This window comes from Microbacterium azadirachtae (assembly GCF_025583665.1).
Taxonomy (GTDB): Bacteria; Actinomycetota; Actinomycetes; order Actinomycetales; family Microbacteriaceae; genus Microbacterium; species Microbacterium azadirachtae.
In genome coordinates, this window is the sequence record NZ_CP099706.1 from 3,349,280 (window position 1) to 3,369,704 (window position 20,425).

Genomic DNA, 20,425 nt, shown 5'->3' on the forward strand with positions numbered 1-20,425 from the left:
CCCTTCTCCTTCAGGCTCGTCGACTTCGCCTACAGGCTACGGCTCGCGGAACGGCGACTCAGTCGAGCAGCGCGTAGATGGCCTCGGGGGCGTCGGCCGGCGACGTCGCGAGATCCTCGAACTCGTTCATGGTGTCCAGATCCGCGCCCATGGCGATGTTGGTCACGCGCTCGAGGATGACCTCGACGACCACCGGCACCTGGAACTCGTCGCGCAGGCGCTGCGCCTCCGCGAAGCCCGCGGCCAGGTCCTCGGGACGCTCGACGCGCAGCGCCTTGCAGCCCAGTCCCTCGGCGACCTTGACGTGGTCCACACCGTAGCCGGTGGCGATCGAGGAGGAGTCCTGCGGGGTGTTCACGTTGTCGAACGCGAGCGACACCTCGTAGTCCATCTCGAAGCCGCGCTGCGACTGGCGGATCAGGCCGAGGTAGCTGTTGTTCACCACGACGTGGATGTAGGGCAGCTTGTGCTGCGCCCCCACCGCGAGCTCCTCGATCATGAACTGGAAGTCGTAGTCGCCCGAGAGCGCCACGACCTGCTCGCCCGGCTTGCCGCGCACGACGCCGAGGGCGGCAGGGCCGGTCCAGCCCAGGGGTCCCGCCTGGCCGGCGTTGATCCACTTGCGCGGGCCGTAGACGTGCAGCAGCTGCGCGCCGGCGATCTGCGACAGGCCGATGGTGGTGACGAAGGTGGTGTCGCGGTCGAACGCCGAGAGCATCTCCTGGTAGACGCGGTGCGGCTTCATGGGCACGTTGTCGAAGTTGGTCTTGCGCTGCAGCGTCGCCTTGCGGTGACGGCACTCCTCGGCCCAGCCGTTGTAGTCGGGCAGTTCGGCCACGCGCTCGCGGGCGGCCTCGAGCAGGGCGTCGATGAACGCGCCGGCGTCGGACACGACGCCGTAGTCGGGCGCGAAGACGCGGCCGATCTGGGTGGGCTCGATGTCGACGTGCACGAAGGTGCGGCCCTTGCGATAGGTGTCCAGGCCGCCGGTGTGGCGGTTCGCCCAGCGGTTGCCGATGCCCAGCACGAAGTCGGACTCGAGGAAGCTCGCGTTGCCGTAGCGCTGCGAGGTCTGGATCCCGACCAGGCCCGCGGCGAGCGGGTGGTCGTCGGGCAGCACGCCCCGGCCCATCAGGGTCGGGAACACGGGCACGCCCAGGGTCTCGGCGAGCTCGACGAGCTTCTCGGAGGCGCCGGAGTTCACGATGCCGCCTCCGGCGATGATCGCCGGGTGCTTCGACGCGACGAGGAGGTCGAGCACCTTCTCGGCCTGGGCGCGGGTCGCAGCGGGCTTGGCGACCAGCAGGGGCTCGTAGGTGTCGATGTCGAACTCGATCTCGGTCATCTGCACGTCGAACGGCAGGTCGATCAGCACCGGGCCCGGCCGGCCGGAGCGCATGATCTGGAACGCCGACTGGAAGACGCCGGGCACCTGCGCACCCTCGAGCACCGTCTTGGCGAACTTCGTGACCGGCTTCGCGATCGACGCGATGTCGACGGCCTGGAAGTCCTCCTTGTCGAGCTTCGCCACGGGCGCCTGGCCGGTGATGCAGAGCATCGGGATGGAGTCGGCGATCGCGGCGTACAGACCGGTGATCATGTCGGTGCCGGCCGGGCCCGAGGTCCCGAGGCACACGCCGATGCGGCCGTCGGCCGTACGGCTGTAGCCGTCGGCCATGTGGCTCGCGCCCTCGACGTGACGGGCGAGGGTGTGCCGGATGCCGCCATTGGCGCGCATCGCGGAGTAGAGCGGGTTGATGGCGGCACCGGGAAGGCCGAAGGCCTCGTCCGCGCCTTCCTTGATCAGGATCTGGACGATGGCGTCGACTGCGCGCATGCGGGTCATGGGAGTTTCCTTAAGGCTGAAGTTTCGAGGGAGCATCCGGCCCCTGAGCGTGTCGAGGGGTCCGGATGCGAACCGGGTCCGGCCCTGAGCGTGTCGAAGGGTCCGGATGCGAACCGGGCGCTTCGACGGGCTCAGCGACCGGCGGGAGGGTCATTCGCGACCGGCGGGCGGGTCAGTCGCGGCCGGCGAGCTCGGTGGTGAGCTTGAACAGGCCCGAGTGGTCCAGGCCTCCGTCGCCGCGGGCGACGAGGGCGTTCACGAGCTGTGCGACGGCGGCGCCGAGCGGGACGGTGACCCCGACGGAGCGCGCAGCCGACGTGACGATGCCCAGATCCTTGTTGTGGAGGGCGAGGCGGAATCCGGGCGCGAAGTCGCGGTTCAGCATCTTCCGGCCCTTCTGATCGAGCACCTTGGATCCGGCCAGGCCGCCGCCGAGCACGGTCAGCGCCGCGTCGGTGTCGACGCCGAACGCCTCGAGGAACACGACGGCCTCGGCGAGCGCCTGGATGTTCACGGCGACGATGAGCTGGTTGGCGGCCTTGACAGTCTGCCCTGCGCCGGCGGGACCGACGTGCACGATGGTCTTGCCGATGGCGTTCAGGACCGGCTCCGCGCGGGCGAAGTCGTCGGCGGATCCGCCGACCATGATCGAGAGGACCGCGTCGATCGCGCCCTGCTCGCCGCCCGACACGGGGGCGTCGACGGCGCCGAGGCCCGCGGCCACGGCCTCTGCGGCGAGCTCCTTGGCCACGTCGGGGCGGATCGAGGAGTTGTCGATCCAGAGCGCGCCGGCCTTCGCGTTCGCGAACACCCCGTCCGGGCCCTGCACGACGCCGGCCACGTCCGGGGAGTCCGGGACCATGGTGATGACGACGTCCGCCTCCGAGACGGCGTCGGCGATGCCGGTGGCTCCGGCTCCGCCGGCGGCGACCAGCTTGTCGATGGCCTCCTGGCTGCGGTTGTAGCCGACGACGTCGTAGCCGGCGGCGACCAGGTTCTTCGCCATGGGCAGGCCCATGATGCCGAGGCCGATGAATGCGATGCGGGTCATGTTCTTCGCTCCTTCGCGGAATGCGTGCGGGTCAGGCCTGAGCGGCCGCGGGGGTGATCCAGGCGAAGGGATCCGCCTGCGTGGCCTTGTACTCGAGGCCGATGACGCCGGCGTAGCCGCCGGCCTGGGCGTCGGCGATCCACTGCTCGAGCGGCAGCTCGCCGGTGCCGGGCTCGCCGCGACCGGGGGCGTCGGCGATCTGGATGTGGCCGAACTCGGCCGCGTGCGCGGCGATCACGGCCGGCACGTCGTCGCCGTTGACCGCGAGGTGGTAGAAGTCGGCGAGGAGGCGGACGTTGTCCACGCCCTCCTCGTCCTTCACCCGCGCGATGATCGCGAGCGCGTCGGTCGCGGTCTTGAGCGGGTAGGCCTCCATGCCGGAGACCGGCTCGAGCAGCACGACGCCGCCGAGCTCGGCGACCGCGCGTCCCGCCGCGGCGAGGTTCTTCACGGCCAGGTCGTCCTGCTCCTGCGGGTCGGCGCCGTCCAGGCGGTTGCCGTACAGCGCGTTGAACGCCCGGGTGCCGAGGCGACGGCCGATCTCGACGACGACGTCGATGTTCGCCGCGAACTCGTCCTCGCGGCCCGGCCACGACACCAGGCCGCGGTCGCCGCCGGGCATGTCGCCCGCGAAGAAGTTCAGCCCGGTGAGCTGCACGCCGGCGTCCTGGATCGCGGCGACGAACGCGTCGACCTCGTCCTGCGCGGGCACGGCGACGGAGAACGGCCACCAGTACTCCACGGCGTCGAACCCGGCGGCCTTCGCGGCGGCCGGGCGCTCCAGGATCGGCAGCTCGGTCAGCAGGATCGAGGCGTTGACGGTGTAGCTCATGAGATCGTCCTTGATTGAGTCTCGGCATCTTTCCGAATTATGGAAAGAAAATCTTGATTGATGAAAGTTTAGGACGAGTCGCCGGGGATGTCAACGGGTCGCCCCGGCGGTCGCCCCCGCGGATGCCGGCCGCCGTGAAGATGGATCTCGTCGCTCCCCGCGCTGTGGCGGCGACGTTTTCCATCCCGGTTCCCGGAATGCAGGCGGGCGGAGATGGATTTCGCTGCTCCGGGAGCGCTCAAAGCGACCTTTTCCCTCTCGCGGGACCAGAGCGGCGCGCCCTCCGCGCGACAGCGCACCGCCGCGCGTGACGGACCGATACGACGAACGCCGCCCCGCGAAGGAGCGGCGTTCGCCGACCAGGGCCGCAGCCGTCGTCAGGTGAGACGGATCTGCCGGTTCATGTCCTTGTACAGCAGGTAGCGGAAGTCCTCGGGGCCGCCGGCGTAGCAGGCCTGCGGGCAGAACGCGCGCAGCAGCATGTAGTCACCCGCCTCGCACTCGACCCAGTCGTCGTTGAGGCGGTACACGGCCTTGCCCTGCAGCACGAACAGGCCGTGCTCCATGATGTGCGTCTCGGCGAACGGGATGGATCCGCCCGGCTTGAAGGTCACGATGTTGACCTGCATGTCGTGGGCCATGTCGCTCGCGTCGGAGAACCGGGTCGTCGCCCAGACGTCGTCGGTGTCGGGCATCGAGACCGGCTCGATGTCGTTGTCGCTCGTGACGAAGGACGCGGGCGCATCGACCCCGTCCAGATACTCGTAGGCCTTGCGGATCCAGTGGAAGCTCGTGATCTCGGACCCCTCGTTCGCGAGCGACCACTGCGCGTTCGGGGTGATGAAGGCGTACCCGCCGGCCTCCAGCACGTGCCGCTCCCCCTCGAGGGTGAGGGTGAGCTCGCCGGTGGTGACGAACAGCACGCTCTCGACGCCTGCCTCGGCCTCGGGCCTGGCGGCGCCGCCCCCGGGCGCGATCTCGACGATCAGCTGCGAGAACGTCTGCGCTGAGCTGGGCGTCGGTCGGGCCAGGATCCAGGCGCGGGTGTCGGTGAAGCCGGGGAGGCTCGAGGTCACGATGTCGCGCAGCACGCCCTTCGGGATGAACGAGTAGGCGAGCTTCACGACCGCGCGGTCGGTGAGCAGGTCGCTCTGCGGGGGCAGCCCGCCGGCGGGCGTGTAGTAGGTGCGAGTGCTCATGAGGCATCCTCCGTGATGACGAGTTTCGGGTGGGCGAGGCGGACGAGCTCCACGGGCTCGGATCCGGTCGCGGAGCGGACCTCCTCGGCCGTGAGCGCTCCGCACTCCAGGCCGCGCACGACGAACCGCGCCAGGGCCCGGGCCGTCGCCGGCTCGTCCATGATCGCGGCGTCGCTGCCGTGCAGGTAGTTGTCGAGGCGCCTGGCCGCGGCGGCGAACCCCTCGCGGTAGAACGCGTAGGTGGCCAGATACCGGGTCGGCAGCTGCGCGGCGTGCAGATCCCAGCCTTGGTAGTAGCCGCGCTCGAGCGAGCGCCGCACCAGCCGGGCGTGCAGCTTCCACGCCTCCTCGACGTGGACCGGATCCCCGACCGGGACCACGTTCGTGGATCCGTCGGAGAGCCGCACCCCGGTCTCCGCCACGGCGACCTGCATGACCTGCTTCGCGAAGTCGGCGGCCGGGTGCTCCATGGACTGGTGCGCCGCGGCGATCTGCAGCGAGGCGCTGTAGTCGTACGTTCCGTAGTGCAGCGCGCTCACACGGCCGTCCGCGCGGTGCAGCAGGGTCGCGACCGGGACGGATCCGTCCGCGGCGACGATGAGCTGCGGCGTCTCCATCTGCACCTCGAAGCGCAGGCGGTCGGCGGCCAGGCCCAGGCGCTGCTCGAACAGCTCGCACAGCGCGACCATGGCCTCGACCTGCTCGACCGTGGTGACCTTCGGCAGTGTCAGCACGAGACCGTCCGGCAGCGGGCCGTTCGCGACGAGCGTGGTGAGGAACAGGTCGAGCGTGCGGATCCCGCGCCGGCGCGTGGGCTGCTCGAAGCACTTGAACCGGATGCCGACGAACGGCGGCGCGATGCCGGCGGCGACGGCCGCAGAGACGCGCTCGGCGGCGAGGACCGCATCCGCGTCCTCCTCCGCGTCGGGACGGGATCCGTAGCCGTCCTCGAAGTCGAGGCGCAGGTCTTCGATCGGCTCTCGCTCGAGCTTCGCGTCGACCAGCGGGGCGAGCTCCTCGGCGAGCACGCCGAGACCGACCGCACGGGCGAGCGCCGCCGTGCCGCCGAACGCGGACACGGCCTCGGCCGCCGTCCGCCCGAAGGCGGCGGGCAGATCGAGCCGGAACCGGTCGGCGGGCACGTACAGGGTGTGCACCGGCTGACGGGATCCGTCATCGCCCGGGTACTCGGTGCGCAGCAGGGTGTCCGTGCCGGCGAGACGGGCGTCGATGTCGGCGAGGTCGCCCTCGCCCAGGGTGCCTGCGGGCATACCGGTCACTCCTTCGACGACTCGACGACGCGCACGATCGCGTCGGCGACGGCGCCGGCCACGAGCGGGTCGAACACGCTCGGGATGATGAAGCTCGCGTTGAGCTCGTCGTCGCCGACGCGGTCCGCGATCGCCTGCGCGGCTGCGACCAGCATAGGCGGGGTGATGTCCGACACGCCGGCGTCGAGCAGGCCGCGGAAGAAGCCGGGGAACGCGAGCACGTTGTTGATCTGGTTCGGGAAGTCGCTGCGCCCGGTGGCCACGACGGCCGCGTGCCGGGAGGCGACGATCGGGTCGACCTCGGGGGTCGGGTTCGCCATCGCGAACACGATCGCGTCCTCCGCCATGCCGGCGATGTCGTTCTCGTCGAGGATGTTCGGGGCGCTCACGCCGATGAACACGTCGGCGCCGACGAGCACCTCCTTGAGGGTGCCGGAGACGCCGCGCGGGTTGGTCGTGGCCGCGAGTTCCCTGCGGTGCGCGTCGGTGTACTCCTCGTCGCGGGTGATCGCGCCGTTGCGGCCGCAGGCGACGATGTCGACGGCGCCCTCGGCGAGCAGCAGCTGCACGATCGCGTTGCCCGCGGCCCCCACGCCCGAGACCACGATCCGCACGTCTCCGATCGCCTTGCCGACGACCTTGAGGGCGTTCTGGAGCGCGGCGAGCGTCACGATCGCGGTGCCGTGCTGGTCGTCGTGGAACACCGGGATGTCGAGCTCGTCGCGCAGGCGCGCCTCGATCTCGAAGCAGCGGGGGGCGGCGATGTCCTCGAGATTCACGCCGCCGTAGACCGGGGCGATGGCCTTGACGATCTTGATGATCTCCTCGGTGTCCTTCGTGTCCAGGCAGACCGGCCAGGCGTCGACGTTGGCGAACTGCTTGAACAGCGCGGCCTTGCCCTCCATGACCGGCAGGGCGGCCTCGGGTCCGATGTCCCCCAGACCCAGCACGGCCGTGCCGTCGGTAACGACGGCGATGGTGTTGCGCTTGACGGTGAGGTTGCGGGCCTTGCTCTTGTCCTCGGCGATCGCCATGCAGACGCGTGCGACGCCCGGCGTGTATGCGCGGGACAGGTCGTCGCGGTTGCGCAGCGGCACGCTGGGGACGACCTCGAGCTTGCCGCCGAGGTGCATCAGGAAGGTGCGGTCGCTGACCGCGCGCACCGTGACGCCCTGGAGTCCTTCGACTGCCGCCCGGATCTGCTCGGCGTGCTCCTCGCCCGTCGTGTTGCAGGTCAGGTCGACGACGATCGTGGCGGGGTGGGACTCGACCACGTCGAGCGCGGTGACGGCGGCGCCGGCCGCAGCGGCCGCGGCGGCGAGCTCGCTGGTCACGTGGAAGTTGGACGGCGCGTCGATGCGCAGCGTGATCGAATTGCCCGGACCCGGATTCGCCATGGTTCCTCCTCATCGAGGCGTCCGGGCGGAGGGCTCGGGCGCGGTAGCGGTGATGTAACTCTTTACAACTTTCGTATTGTGGACACTATTATCTCCATCGTGGAAGTTTTGCGCAAGACGAGTTTCCCAACCCGTCGGATTTCCGGCGCGCAACTCTCGCATGATGGAATAACCACGACGACGGGAGCGGCAATGACGGACATTTCGAAGACGAAGGACGCGGATCCGAAGCCGGGCAAGAGCTCGGGATCCGGCGTGCAGTCGGTCGAGCGCGTGTTCGAGCTGCTCGAGCTCGTGACGGACGCCGGCGGCGACGTGACGCTCAGCGAGCTCTCCGCATCGACCGACCTGCCCCTGCCGACGATCCACCGGCTGCTGCGGACGCTGGTGTCGCTGGGCTACGCGCGCCAGCTGCCCAACCGCCGCTACGCGCTCGGGCCGCGCCTGATCCGCATCGGCGAAGGAGCTTCCCGTCAGTTCGGCGCCCTCGCGCGCCCGCAGCTGAAGACCCTCGTCGACGCGCTCGGCGAGAGCGCCAACATGGCCGTGCTGGACGGCGACATGGTCGTGTACGTGGCCCAGGTGCCCTCGCAGCACTCGATGCGCATGTTCACCGAGGTGGGCCGCCGCGCCAACGTGCACGACACCGGCGTCGGCAAGGCGATCCTCGCCCAGCTGGACGACGACACCGTGCGCGGCATCGTCGGGCGCACGGGCATGGCCACCCCGACCGAGCACAGCATCGGCACCGTGGACGCCCTCCTGAAGGAGCTGGACCTCATCCGCGAGCGCGGCTACTCGATCGACGAGCAGGAGCAGGAGATCGGCGTGCGCTGCTACGCGATGGCGGTGCCCGGTGCCCCGACGCCCACGGCCGTCTCGGTCTCGGGCCCGATCGCCCGCGTGACCGAGGAGTTCGGTCAGCGCGCGGTACCCCTGCTCCGCGACGCCGCCGCAGCGATCGCCGCCGACCTGGAGGCCTGAGCCCGGCGCGATCGACGACCGGTGCGTTCCGGTCCCTGAGCGAGCGCCCTGCGCCACCGGGCAAGATGCAAAGCGCTGCTCCCGTCGGGTCGGGACGGTGCGCGGGGCCCCCATCACCCGGATCCCTCACGCCTGCCTCATGGCGATGGCCCGGCGGATCCGGGTGACGAAGGCACCGGATCCGTCGGTCAGGTCGAGCTGGGTGAGGCGGATGACGATCCAGCCGCGGTCCTCGAGCTCGCGCTGACGCTGGATGTCGCGGCGCCACTGGGCGACATCGGTGCGGTGCCCGTCGCCCTCGTACTCGATCGCGATCTTCCACTGCGGGTAGGCGAGATCGATCCGAGCGACGAGCCGCCGCCCGTCGCGGACCTCGTGCTGGACGACCGGCTCGGGCAGCCCGGCGTCGACGATGAGCAGGCGCGTCTCGGTCTCCTTCGGAGACTCCATCCCGACGCGGGCACGAGGCAGGGCGGCGAGGATCGTCGCGCGCCCCGGAAACCGCCCCCAGTGCCGCACCCGCTCGCCCAGCTCCTCGGGAGAGGCCACCGGTCGCCCCCTCCGCAGCGCGGGGTAGCTGTCAGCGTCGGCAAGAAGGGCGTCGAGCAGGACCACGGCCTGTGCGTCGTCCAGCTCCGCGGCGCAGCTGAGCACGGCGGCGACCGGATCCACCACGGGGAGGGAACCGATCCGCCACGTGGACGCCTGATCCTCCCTGAGCCGACGACCACGGATGCCTCGGCTCTTCGGCGGAGTCGCGTCCGGAGGCACGACCACCTCGAGCGGCTCGCCCGGCTGCCATCGCTGCGGATGGGGCAGCCCCCACAGCCGCGCCGCCGTCACCCCCACGAAGCGCTGGCGCGGCTTCAGCCGCCGCGATCCGCACGCGACGACAGCCGCGAACGTCTCGGGGACCTCGCTCGACCGCACGCCGCGGAACGGGCGTCTCAGATCGCGCGCATCCGCCCGGGCGCGACCCAGCCCGACGACCTGCGCCTCGCGCAGGGTGAACGTCGCGCCGAGCGATGAGGGCAGGGGGATCCGGTGGTGCATCCCCCGATGCTCGCCGAGGGCCGAGCCCGACGGGTTGGCGGTCACGTGATCCGTGGACTCTCCACGACCCGAGTGCGCTGGGGAGGGCGAGCTGCCGACGGCGACCCGTGTTGCGGGCCGCGGGCCGCCCCGCGCAGCGGACTCGGGAAGCGCCGCGAGATGGAAAACGTCGCTGGCAGGATCCGCGGAGCGACGCTTTCCATCTTCACGGGTCCGCGGTTCCCACGACGAGATGGAAAACGTCGCTCCCGCTGAGTCAGGAGCGACGTTTTCCATCTTTCGCACCGCCACGGAAACCGCCACGGGCACCGCCACGCGCACCGCCACGCGCACCGCCACGGGCACCGCCACGGGCACCGCCGCGCGCACCGCCACGGGCACCACCGCGCGCGCCGCGAGCACAGCCGGGGGCACAGCCGGGGGCTACTCCGCGTCGGTGCCGCTCGTGCCGGCGTTCACGTCGAGCAGGCGGTACTTCTCGGCGGCCTGGACAGGGATCGCCGCGTCGACCTCGCCCCGGGCCGCGAGCAGCTGCAGCGTGCGCACCACGACCGACGGGCCGTCGATCTTGAAGAACCGCCGGGCGGCCGCGCGCGTGTCCGAGAAGCCGAAGCCGTCGGCGCCCAGAGTCGCCCAGTCGTTCGGCACGAACTGGCGGATCTGGTCGGGCAGATCCTTCGCGTAGTCGCTGACGGCCACGATCGGGCCGTGCGCGTCGGAGAGCTGCCGCTGCACGAACGGCACCCGCGTGCCACGGCCGAGGAACGCATCCTCCTCGGCGGCGACCGCGTCGCGGCGCAGCTCGGTCCACGAGGTCACCGACCACACGTCGGCGTCCACGCCCCAGTCGTCGCGCAGCAGCTGCTGCGCCTCCTGCGCCCAGGTCACGCCGATGCCCGAGGCCAGCAGGTGCGCCCGGGGCGCCGCGACCGGAGCGATCCGGTGGATGCCGCCGAGGATTCCCGCGACGTCGACGCCCTCGGGCTCGGCGGGCTGCACGATCGGCTCGTTGTAGACCATGAGGTTGTAGATGACGTTGCGGTCGGTCGACTCGGCGCCGTACATGCGCTCGATGCCGGCGCGCACGATGTGGCCGATCTCGTAGCCGAACGCCGGGTCGTACGTCACGACGGCCGCGTTCGTCGCGGCGAGCAGCGGGGAGTGCCCGTCGGCGTGCTGCAGACCCTCACCGGTCAGCGTCGTGCGCCCCGCGGTCGCCGAGATCAGGAACCCGCGCGCCATCTGGTCGGCGGCCGCCCACAGCGAGTCGCCGGTGCGCTGGAAGCCGAACATCGAATAGAACACGTACACCGGCACGAGGGGCACGCCGTGCGTGGCGTAGGCGGTGCCCGCCGCGGTGAAGGCGGCGATGGATCCGGCCTCGTTGATGCCGACGTGCAGGATCTGCCCCGCCTCGGACTCCTTGTACGAGAGCACGATGTCGCGGTCGACGGCGAGGTAGTTCTGCCCGTTCGGGTTGTAGATCTTCGCGGTCGGGAAGAACGCGTCCATGCCGAAGGTGCGGGCCTCGTCGGGGATGATCGGCACGATGCGCGCACCGAACTCCTTGTCGCGCATGAGGTCCTTCAGCACGCGCACGAACGCCATCGTGGTCGCCGCCTGCTGCTTGCCGGATCCGCGTGCCGCCACCTCGTACGCCTTCGCATCCGGCAGCGCGATCTCGCCGGAGGCGTTCGGCCGGCGCTCGGGCAGGTAGCCGCCGAGAGCGCGGCGGCGCTCCTGCAGGTAGCGGATCTCGGGGGCGTCGGCGCCCGGGTGGTAGTACGGCGGCTCGTACGGGTTCGCCTCGAGCTGCTCGTCGGTGATCGGCACGCGCAGGTGGTCGCGGAAGTCCTTGAGGTCCTGCAGCGTCAGCTTCTTCATCTGGTGGGTCGCGTTGCGCGCCTCGAAGCGCGGCCCGAGGCCGTAGCCCTTGACCGTCTTGACGAGGATCACGGTGGGCTTGCCGTTGTGCTCGAGCGACTTCCGGTACGCGGCGAACACCTTCCGGTAGTCGTGGCCGCCGCGCTTGAGCCCCCAGATCTGGTCGTCGGTGAGGTTCTCCACGAGCGCGAGCGCACGCGGATCCTTGCCGAAGAAGTGCTCCCGGATGAACCCGCCGGACTCGGCCTTGTACGTCTGGTAGTCGCCGTCGCGGGTGGTGTTCATGATGTCGAGCAGTGCGCCCGAGGCGTCACGGGCGAGCAGGTCGTCCCACTCCCGCCCCCAGACGACCTTGATCACGTTCCAGCCGGCGCCGCGGAAGAATCCCTCGAGCTCCTGGATGATCTTGCCGTTGCCGCGCACCGGGCCGTCCAGGCGCTGCAGGTTGCAGTTGACCACGAAGGTGAGGTTGTCGAGCCCATCGTTGGCGGCGAGCTGCAGCAGGCCGCGGCTCTCCGGCTCGTCCATCTCGCCGTCGCCGAGGAAGGCCCAGACGTGCTGGTCGCTCGTGTCCTTCAGGCCGCGGCCCTGCAGGTAGCGGTTCGACTGCGCCTGGTAGATCGCGTTCATCGGGCCGATGCCCATCGACACCGTCGGGAACTCCCAGAACTCCGGCATGAGCCGCGGGTGCGGGTAGGAGCTCAGCGCGTGGCCCTCGCGGGACTTCTCCTGGCGGAAGCCGTCGAGATCCTCCTCGCTGAGGCGCCCCTCCAGGAACGCGCGGGCGTACATGCCGGGCGAGGCGTGGCCCTGGAAGTAGACCTGGTCGCCCCCGCCGGGGTGGTCCTTGCCGCGGAAGAAGTGGTTGAAGCCGACCTCGTACAGCGTCGCGGCGCCCGCGTACGTGGAGATGTGGCCTCCCACGCCGATGCCGGGGCGCTGCGCGCGGTGCACGAGGATCGCGGCGTTCCAGCGCATCCAGGCGCGGTAGCGGCGCTCGAGCTCCTCGTCGCCCGGGTAGGCGGGCTCGTCGGCGGCGGCGATCGTGTTGACGTAGTCGGTGGTCGCGCGCGGCTCGGCGGAGTATCCCGAGCGGGCGACGAGCGAGCGCACGATGTGCTCGCCGCGCTCGGCGCCGCGCTCGGCGACCAGCGCGTCCAGCGACTCCAACCATTCGGCGGTCTCTTCGGGATCGTGATCCTGGGTGTCGGATCCGAGGGCGGCGGAGGTGCTCTGTTCGTGCATCTTCGGCCTTTCTGTGAGAAGTCGGGGTGACCTGTTAGATGGAGGGGGCTGCCGGTCCGGCAGCGCAGTCGAGTCGGGAGGAGTGGGGATGCACGCGCGCATCGCTGTGGTGACGGGGGCGGGATCCGGGATCGGACGCGCCGTGGCGCGCACCATGCTGGCCGCCGGATACCGCGTCGCGCTCGCCGGGCGGCGCGAGGCTGCGCTGGCGGAGACGGCGGCCGGGCATCCGGACGCGCTGGTGCTCCCGACAGACGTGACGGTCGAGGCCGAGGTGCAGGCGCTGTTCGACCGCGTCGTGCGCGAGTGGGGCCGCGTCGACGTGCTCTTCAACAACGCCGGCGCCTTCGGCCCTGCCGTGTCGGCGGCGGACATCGAGCTCGCCGACTGGGAGCAGACGCTCGCGGTGAACCTCACCGGCGCGCTGCTGTGCGCCCGGGCCGCGATGCGCACGATGCGGGCGCAGACCCCGCAGGGCGGCCGCATCATCAACAACGGATCCATCTCCGCGCAGGCCCCGCGCCCCCTCTCGGTGGCCTACGCCGTGAGCAAGCATGCGCTGACGGGGCTCACGAGGTCCATCGACCTGGACGGCCGGGCGGACCGGATCTCCTGCGGTCAGATCGACATCGGCAACACCCGCACCGAGATCATGGACGAGCTCGGCGTCGGATCCGGGGCGCTGCAGGCCGACGGGACCAGGAAGGTCGAGCCGACGTTCTCGGTCGACGAGGCCGCGCGCACGGTGCTGTTCATGGCGGATCTGCCGCTCGAGGCCAACATCGGCGCCCTCACGATCACCGCGAGCGGGATGCCGTTCGGCGGGCGCGGCTGAGATCGCGGACGAGGGGATGGATCTCATCAGGCGGATCCATCCCCTCATCCCGGTGCCGAGCGCGCTCAGCAGAAGCCGGCGATGCCGTCCCACGACCAGTGGTCGGCGTCGGCGCCGTCACGCAGGAACGACGCCTCGATGAGGCCGTACGGGCGGTCGGCCGCGTAGAAGACCTCGTTGGGGTTCTCCAGGCCGAACGGGGACAGATCCACGACGAAGTGGTGCTTGTTCGGGGTGGAGAAGCGGATCTCGTCGATCTCCGGGTGGGCCTCGAGCACGGCCTCGGCCATCTCCTTGAGCGTGTGCTGCAGGGCGTACGAGTAGTTGCGCGAGAAGCCGGCCAGGAGCAGGCGGCGCACGTCGGCGTAGACCTCGTTGAAGTCGATGTCGTTGCGGTTGTAGCGCCACTTGGCCGTCACCGAGGTCGCGAGGATCCGGTCCTCGGTCTCGGGAAGGGTCGTGTACTTGTCGCGCGGGTAGCCGACGAAGCCGCTCGCGGTCGACTTGAGCACCGTGAGATCCTGCAGGCCGGCGATGATCGTGGTGTCGTCGCCGTCGATCTGCACGACCGCGGTGCGGGTCTCGGTGCCGCCGCGCACGAACGCGTGGTCGTGCTCGCCGTTGTCGCCCTCGATGCGCAGCCACGTGTACTGGTCGGCGGCCCAGCGTCCACCGGTCACCCAGTCGAACTCGCCGGTGAAGTGCCGGCCGAGACGCAGGAGGAACTCCTCGGGGCTGCCGACGCCGTCCTTGGCGAAGGCGTAGACCGTGTTCTTCTGGGTGTCGGTGGCGACGACGTTCTCGTTGTTGCCGTCGAAGTGCGCCGAGGCGAAGTCGCCGCGCAGCTGCGAGGTGACGTTGAGGTCCTCGATCTCGTGGCGGTCGGTGTCGCGCGTGATGCGGACGACCCGGTTCTCCGCCTTGCCGTACTGGTTCTTGCCCAGGGTGATGGTGGTCATGTCGGATTCCTCTTAGCTTCCTCGGTAGGTGGAATAGGCGAACGGACTGAGCAGCAGCGGCACGTGATAGTGCGCCTGCTCGGCGTCGACCTGGAAGGTCAGCACCACCTCCGGGAAGAAGGCGTCCGTCTCGATGCCGGCGAAGTAGGCCGCGGTGTCGAACCGGAGGCGGTACGCACCGCTCTCCAGCCGCTCCGGGCCCAGCTCTTTCACCCGCCCGTCAGCATCGGTGAGGCCCGTACCGATCCCCGACCACCCATCGCCGACTCGGGCCTCGAGTACGACGGCGACGCCGGGCGCGGGGCGCCCGAGTGTGGTGTCCAGGATGTGGGTGGTCACGTGGGAGACGCTCATGCGCTCGCTCCTTCGGTCTCGATGGCCGCCGCCAGGCGCAGGGCCGCGATCTCGCGCAGCTGCTGGTCGACGACGGCGAGCTCCTGCTCGTCGGTGTTGCCGAGCCGCTGCTGCAGCAGGGCCAGGATCTCCTCGGCGGTGCGTCCGGCGGCGCGCACCAGGAAGACGCGGTCGAACCGCTCCTCGTAGGCGCGGTTGCCCTCGGCGAGCGCCGCGGCCGTGACGTCGTCGACGCTCGGCTGCTCCCGGCGCGAGTGCGCGGCCTCGGCGCTGGTGCCGTCGACCTTCGCGCCGATCCGCGGGTGGTGCGCCAGCGCTCCGTCGAGCTCGGCCTCGCTGAGCGGCGCGGCGGCCTCGAGGGCGGCGGCGGAGAGCGCGTCGACCGAGGCGTAGGGGCGGGCGTCCACGATCGCGTCGATCCAGCGGGGGATGTCCAGCGCGGGCTTCACGGCGGCCGCGGCATCGGCGCGGCCTGCGGAGTTGAACTCCTCGAGCAACATCTTCGATCCTCAAGCCATGCTGGCATCCGGCGTGTAGAGCGTACGGCGGGATCCTATCGAGAGGTTCCCGGATCATCGTGGCGATGATTTCCGCAGTCCGGAACTGTTATTTCAGCATGTGTAAACCATTGTGCGGATCGGATCCGGCGATGTCAAGCCCCCGGCGAAGTTCCCGCCTTCTCTTCGCGAGACGAAACGCGGTGCCCTCGCAAGAGCACCGCGTTTCGTCTCGGTCGCCTTCGGCGTCCTCGCTCAACGACCGAGGGAAGGGCTGCGTCTTGTTCAGACGCCGAGCTCTTCGCGCAGGCGCGCGACATGGCCGGTCGCATCCACGCCGTACTCGGCGCGCTGCACGACCCCGTCGCCGTCCAGCACGAAGGTCGAGCGGATGACGCCGTCGAACGTGCGGTCGCCGACCGTCTTCTCGCCCCACACTCCCCAGGCGCGCGCCACGGCGGCGTCGGTGTCGGCGAGCAGCGGGAAGGCCAGGCCCTCGGCGTCGGAGAAGGCGCGGATGTCGGCCACCTCGTCGGGCGAGATGCCGATCACCGAGTAGCCGGCGGCGTCGAGCGACGACAGGCTGTCGCGGAAGTCGCACGCCTCCGTGGTGCAGCCGGGCGTGGCCGCCTTCGGGTAGAAGTACACGACGACGTTGCGGCCGCGGTAGTCCTCGAGCGAGACCCGGGCGCCGTCGGCGTCGTCGAGGGAGAAGGCGGGCGCGGTGTCGCCGGGGGCGAGGCGAGTGGTCATGGTGTCTCCGTTCGGATGGATCAGTGGGTGACGGGCAGCACGCCGAAGGCCTCGGCGAGCTGCATGATCTTGCGGGCGCGACCGAGGCGGGGCAGGTCGCTCCCGTCGCGGACGATGCGTCCGCGCGCATCGAAGTCCTCGAGGAACTCGTAGGCCCACTCGACATCGGTGCGGGTGGGGCTGATGACCTCGTTCACGACGGGGGTCTGATCCGCTGTGAGGCAGAGCTTCCCGGTCATGCCCATCGACACGGTGATCGCCGACTGCTCGCGCAGGATCGGGTGGCTGGATCCGACCGTCGGGCCGTCGATGGGTCCGGGCAGCCCGCCGGCGCGGCTGGAGATCACGAGCCGGGCCCGGGGGTAGGCCATGGCCTCGCGGTCGGCCGACATGCCGGTGTCGCGGCGGAAGTCGCCGCTGCCGAAGGCCAGGCGGAACACGCCCTTCGCACGCGCGATCTCAGTCGCGTTCTCGATGCCGATCGCGGATTCCACGAGCGCGACCACGGGGACCTTCGCGCCCAGGCGGTTGAACGTGTCCATGACCTGGCCGCCGAACTCGGTCTTGGCGAGCATCACGCCCTGCAGGCCGGGGGCGTCGCGCAGGCCGTCGAGGTCGGGCGACCAGTGCTCGCTGGTCGCGTCGTTGATCCGCACCCAGGCCCGGTTCGGCCGGCCGTCGGCCGTCGCGCCGTGCAGCCAGCGCACGACGTCGTCACGGGCGGAGTCCTTGCGGCTCGCGTCGACCGCGTCCTCCACGTCGAGCACGACGGCGTCGGCGTGGGAGCGGGCGGCCTCGTCGAACGTCTCCGGCTTCGTCGCGGCGACGAGCAGCCACGAGCGCGCCAGCTCCGGCGCAATCTCGCGCGGGCCGGCAGTGGGGAGCGGAGCGTTCATTGCATTCCATTCTATGAAACTTGATTTTTGCAATACGAAAATGTTACTGCGGCGTGGCCCGACGCGCCAGCCTTGTGCGACGTCGTCGCACCCGCCTCAGGGACGCAGCGCCACGACCGCGTCCCAGAGGGCGGTCGCGATGCGACGCTTGGATCCCGACACGGCCGCGACGACCTCGCCATCCGGACCGATGATCTCCACCGCGTTGTCGGGCTTCTCGAACCCGTGGTCGGCGTCCGCGAGGTTCACCGCGAGGAGGTCGGCGCCCTTGCGCGCACGCTTGCGCCGCGCACGCTCGCGTCGGGCGTCGGCGTCGGTCGAGGTCTCCGCGGCGAAGCCGACGAGGATCTGCCCCTCGGGCGCAGCGCCCTCACGGCGGGACGCCCCGAGCGCCGCGAGCACGTCCTCGTTCTCGACGAGCTCGATGCGCTCGAGGATCCCGTCCTCCTTGGTGAGCTTGTGCGCCGCGGCCTGCGCCGGGCGGTAGTCCGCGACGGCCGCGGCCATGACGACGACGTCCGCCGCAGCCGCGGCGTCCTTCATCGCGGTCGCGAGCTCCGCGGCGGTCCCGACCCGGTGGATCCGGATGCGCGGATGCGCCGCTGCGGCGAGGACGTCGCCGGCCAGGTTCGCCGCGACGAGATCGACGTCGGCGCCGCGCCCGGCCGCCTCGACCGCGAGCGCCGCCCCCTGCCGGCCGCTCGACCGATTGCCGAGGTAGCGCACGGGATCGATCGGCTCGCGGGTTCCGCCCGCCGAGACCGCGACGCGGAGTCCGGCCAGATCCTGCGGCGCGAGCAGGCGCAAGGCGGCCTCCGCGATCGCCTCGGGCTCGCTCATCCGGCCGGGCCCGCTGTCGCCGCCCGCGAGCTCGCCGTCGTCCGGACCGATGACGTGCACGCCGCGCTCGACGAGCGTGCGCATGTTGGCGCGGGTCGCCGGATGCGCCCACATCTCCGCGTGCATCGCGGGCGCCACGAGCACCGGCGCAGTCGTGGCGAGCAGGGTCGTGCCGAGCAGGTTGTCGGCGATGCCCGCCGCCATGCGCGCCAGCGTGTTCGCGGTGGCGGGCGCGACCACGACGAGATCCGCGCCCTGGCCGAGGGCGACGTGGCGCACCCGGGCGACGTCGTCGTGCACGCTCGTGGTGACCGGGTTGCGGCTGATCGCCTCCCAGGTGGGCGCGCCCACGAATCGCAGGGCGTCCTCCGTGGGCACGACCGTGACGTCGTGGCCGGCCTTCACGAGAAGGCGCACCAGCTGCACCGACTTGTACGCCGCGATGCCGCCGGAGACCCCCACCACGATGTCCATCCCTCGATTCTGCCATCCGGCATCCGTGCCCGCCCTTGTGCAGGGCGTCCACGCCGTTGTGCAGGGACCCGGCGCTGTTCTGCAGGGACCGGGCGCTGCTCTGCGGGGGGCCAGGCGGCGTTGTGCAGGGGCCGGCCGCCGTTGTGCAGGGACCCGCCGCCGTTGTGCAGGGACCGGGCGGCGTTGTGCAGGGACCGGGCGGCGTTGTGCAGGGACCCGCCGCCGTTGTGCGGCAGCCCGCCGCCGTGGATCCGCCAGTTTCCGCTCCGAGACCGAGGCTTCTCTCCACCTGGCCTGCAGAACGGCCCCGGCGCCCTGCAGAACGGCCCGGTGGCCCTGCCGAACAGCCCGGGCGCACTGCCGAACGGCGCGGGCGCCCTGCACAACGGCGGCACCGGCGCGGGCACCCCGGACGGATCCACCCACCGGCGGCCTGCCTAGACTGAACCCGTGTGCACGGTCGTGATCGAGATCGACGCCCTTCGACAGGCTCAGGGACCAGAGGCGCGGCTGCTGGCCGTGCGCGACGAGGATCCGCTGCGCGAGTGGGATGCGCTCGGTGAGTGGTGGCTGGATCGGCCCGGCGTCATTGGGATCCGTGACCGTCGCGCGGGCGGCGCCTGGCTCGCCGCGGATCCCGCGACCGGGCGCCTCGCCGTGCTGCTGAACCGCGCCGACGTGCTCGACCTTCCCGACGACCAGGCCGTCTCCCGCGGTGCGCTCGCGCTGGCCTCCGTCGCCGATGCCTCCGCGGGCCTCCGCGAACGGCTCGAATCGGGCGCCGTGCGGATGCACGGCTTCAATCTGCTCGAGGTCTCCCCCGCCGGCGCCCGCGTGCTGTCGTGGGATGGGGCGACGCTGCACGAGACGCCCGTCCCCGCCGGCGTGCACATGATCGCGCACGACGACCTCGACGACCCGGCCACGGCGCGGATCGCGCGCTGGCTGCCGGAGTTCCGCGCGCAGCCGGCCACCGGAGACGACTGGCCGGAGTCGTGGATCCGCCTGCTCGCCGAGACCGCGGAATTGGATCCGGCCGACGATCGCGCGATCATCCGCGACAACCGCCCGCACGGCTATCCGACGCAGTCGCTGCTCTACGCGACCGCCGCCGTCGACGAGGACGGCGTCGACGTGCGCGACCACGCCCTCCCGGCACCGGCGCACTGGGCATGACGACGTCCGTGGGGTCCGGGGATCACCTCGCCCCGATCCCCGGGGCTGTGATCCGGCAGACGTCCCCCGGCGCGGACGACCTCGAGCGGTCGGTCGCGCTGTTGCGTCAGGTCGCGTCCGGAGAGGGGCCGCAGCGGCTGCTCCGTCTCTACACCCCGGCGCCGACGCTCGCGCTGACGCGGAGGGAGAGCCTGATGCCCGGCTACAACATCGCCGTGGCGGCGGCGGAGCGCCTCGGGTTCGCACCGGCGATCCGCCCGACCGGCGGCCGCGCCGCCGCCTACGACGAGACGTGCCTCGTCTTCGACCTCGTCGAGCGCGAGGAGTCGCATGCCGACCCCACGGCCCTCTTCGCGCAGGCGGGCAGGACGATCGTCGACGCCCTGCGCGGACTCGGCGTCGACGCCCGGCTGGGCGAGGTGCCCGGCGAGTACTGCCCCGGCGAGTACAGCATCAACGCCCGCGGCGCCGTCAAGCTCGTCGGCACCTCGCAGCGCGGCGTGCGCGGCGCACGCCTGCTCAGCGGGGTGCTGGCGTTCGGTCCGGTCGACCACCTCGTCGCGGTGCTCACCGAGGCCAACGCCGCGCTGGGACTCGAGTGGGATCCGCGGACATTCGGGTCGATGCTCGCCGAGGCACCTGGGGTCTCGCGCGAGGACGTCGAGGAGGCGTTGGCGGGGGCGCTCATCGCCTGACTGACACCGCGTCTGGGTGGCATGGGTGGTGCCGCCGCGGGAACCGTCTACATCACCTTCGAGTCCCTCCAAGGGCACAGTCCCTTTTGCCTCTGACCAGGTATTTCTTCTGTGGTCAGACCACTCAGATTGCGCTTTTTGCCCGCATTTTGCCCGCATCCTGAAACTTCGGTGGACCGAAAAT

18 protein-coding genes are annotated in these 20,425 nt (G+C 71.0%); 4 read left to right on the top strand and 14 right to left on the bottom strand.

Annotated elements, in window-relative coordinates:
* Window positions 1-58 precede the first annotated feature (58 nt).
* From gcl to NFX31_RS15865, 6 genes are all read right to left on the bottom strand, one after another.
* On the bottom strand, window positions 59-1,846 hold the full coding sequence (gcl, locus tag NFX31_RS15840) for a glyoxylate carboligase (RefSeq protein WP_262956204.1): 1,788 nt from the start codon (window positions 1,844-1,846) through the stop codon (window positions 59-61).
* A 172-nt stretch (window positions 1,847-2,018) separates the two neighbouring features.
* Window positions 2,019-2,897 (bottom strand): 2-hydroxy-3-oxopropionate reductase, encoded by an 879-nt coding sequence (locus tag NFX31_RS15845; RefSeq protein ID WP_091478064.1) that lies wholly within the window; start codon window positions 2,895-2,897, stop codon window positions 2,019-2,021.
* Window positions 2,898-2,928: 31 nt separating this feature from the next.
* A complete protein-coding gene (locus NFX31_RS15850; RefSeq protein WP_262956206.1) occupies window positions 2,929-3,729 on the bottom strand; it encodes a hydroxypyruvate isomerase family protein in 801 nt (266 codons plus the stop codon).
* A 377-nt stretch (window positions 3,730-4,106) separates the two neighbouring features.
* Complete coding sequence (locus NFX31_RS15855) at window positions 4,107-4,928, bottom strand: bifunctional allantoicase/(S)-ureidoglycine aminohydrolase (protein ID WP_045249241.1); 822 nt, start codon at window positions 4,926-4,928, stop codon at window positions 4,107-4,109.
* A complete protein-coding gene (locus NFX31_RS15860; RefSeq protein ID WP_262956207.1) occupies window positions 4,925-6,199 on the bottom strand; it encodes a DUF6986 family protein in 1,275 nt (424 codons plus the stop codon). Before NFX31_RS15860 ends, NFX31_RS15855 begins: the two co-directional genes overlap by 4 nt.
* A gap of 5 nt (window positions 6,200-6,204) precedes the next feature.
* Window positions 6,205-7,596, bottom strand: a complete 1,392-nt coding sequence (locus tag NFX31_RS15865) for an NAD-dependent malic enzyme (protein WP_045249239.1) — start codon at window positions 7,594-7,596, stop codon at window positions 6,205-6,207.
* Between the two features lie 192 nt (window positions 7,597-7,788).
* Here NFX31_RS15865 and NFX31_RS15870 point away from each other — a divergent pair, with 192 nt between their 5' ends.
* The gene (locus tag NFX31_RS15870) at window positions 7,789-8,580 is read left to right on the top strand and encodes an IclR family transcriptional regulator (protein ID WP_091478060.1); all 792 of its coding nucleotides are present in this window, start codon (window positions 7,789-7,791) and stop codon (window positions 8,578-8,580) included.
* A 126-nt stretch (window positions 8,581-8,706) separates the two neighbouring features.
* Here the strand turns inward: NFX31_RS15870 and NFX31_RS15875 are convergent, their stop codons facing one another.
* Window positions 8,707-9,678: an endonuclease domain-containing protein gene (locus NFX31_RS15875; RefSeq protein ID WP_262956208.1), complete on the bottom strand. Its 972-nt coding sequence runs from the start codon at window positions 9,676-9,678 to the stop codon at window positions 8,707-8,709.
* Window positions 9,679-10,056: 378 nt separating this feature from the next.
* Window positions 10,057-12,762: a pyruvate dehydrogenase (acetyl-transferring), homodimeric type gene (gene aceE / locus NFX31_RS15880; protein WP_262956209.1), complete on the bottom strand. Its 2,706-nt coding sequence runs from the start codon at window positions 12,760-12,762 to the stop codon at window positions 10,057-10,059.
* Window positions 12,763-12,850: 88 nt separating this feature from the next.
* Here aceE and NFX31_RS15885 point away from each other — a divergent pair, with 88 nt between their 5' ends.
* A complete protein-coding gene (locus NFX31_RS15885; RefSeq protein ID WP_262956210.1) occupies window positions 12,851-13,597 on the top strand; it encodes an SDR family oxidoreductase in 747 nt (248 codons plus the stop codon).
* Between the two features lie 65 nt (window positions 13,598-13,662).
* Here the strand turns inward: NFX31_RS15885 and pucL are convergent, their stop codons facing one another.
* The 6 genes from pucL to coaBC all read right to left on the bottom strand — a co-directional run bounded on the left by pucL (window position 13,663) and on the right by coaBC (window position 18,370).
* Entirely contained in the window at window positions 13,663-14,556 is an 894-nt protein-coding gene (pucL, locus tag NFX31_RS15890; protein WP_262956211.1) for a factor-independent urate hydroxylase, read from the bottom strand.
* A 12-nt stretch (window positions 14,557-14,568) separates the two neighbouring features.
* Window positions 14,569-14,910 carry a hydroxyisourate hydrolase gene (gene uraH, locus NFX31_RS15895; protein WP_262956212.1) on the bottom strand — a complete coding sequence of 114 codons (342 nt, stop codon included), beginning with the start codon at window positions 14,908-14,910 and terminating at the stop codon, window positions 14,569-14,571.
* A complete protein-coding gene (gene uraD / locus NFX31_RS15900) occupies window positions 14,907-15,410 on the bottom strand; it encodes a 2-oxo-4-hydroxy-4-carboxy-5-ureidoimidazoline decarboxylase (RefSeq protein WP_045249233.1) in 504 nt (167 codons plus the stop codon). Before uraD ends, uraH begins: the two co-directional genes overlap by 4 nt.
* A 282-nt stretch (window positions 15,411-15,692) precedes the next feature.
* Window positions 15,693-16,160: a thioredoxin-dependent thiol peroxidase gene (gene bcp, locus NFX31_RS15905; protein WP_262956214.1), complete on the bottom strand. Its 468-nt coding sequence runs from the start codon at window positions 16,158-16,160 to the stop codon at window positions 15,693-15,695.
* Between the two features lie 20 nt (window positions 16,161-16,180).
* Window positions 16,181-17,056, bottom strand: a complete 876-nt coding sequence (locus tag NFX31_RS15910; RefSeq protein ID WP_045249231.1) for an HpcH/HpaI aldolase/citrate lyase family protein — start codon at window positions 17,054-17,056, stop codon at window positions 16,181-16,183.
* A 96-nt stretch (window positions 17,057-17,152) separates the two neighbouring features.
* A complete protein-coding gene (gene coaBC, locus NFX31_RS15915; RefSeq protein ID WP_091478052.1) occupies window positions 17,153-18,370 on the bottom strand; it encodes a bifunctional phosphopantothenoylcysteine decarboxylase/phosphopantothenate--cysteine ligase CoaBC in 1,218 nt (405 codons plus the stop codon).
* A gap of 450 nt (window positions 18,371-18,820) precedes the next feature.
* Here coaBC and NFX31_RS15920 point away from each other — a divergent pair, with 450 nt between their 5' ends.
* Together NFX31_RS15920 and NFX31_RS15925 are read left to right on the top strand one after the other, a co-directional pair.
* Window positions 18,821-19,546 carry an NRDE family protein gene (locus tag NFX31_RS15920; protein WP_262956215.1) on the top strand — a complete coding sequence of 242 codons (726 nt, stop codon included), beginning with the start codon at window positions 18,821-18,823 and terminating at the stop codon, window positions 19,544-19,546.
* Entirely contained in the window at window positions 19,543-20,241 is a 699-nt protein-coding gene (locus NFX31_RS15925; protein WP_262956216.1) for a lipoate--protein ligase family protein, read from the top strand. The genes NFX31_RS15920 and NFX31_RS15925 overlap by 4 nt, the downstream gene beginning before the upstream one ends.
* Window positions 20,242-20,425: the final 184 nt, after the last annotated feature.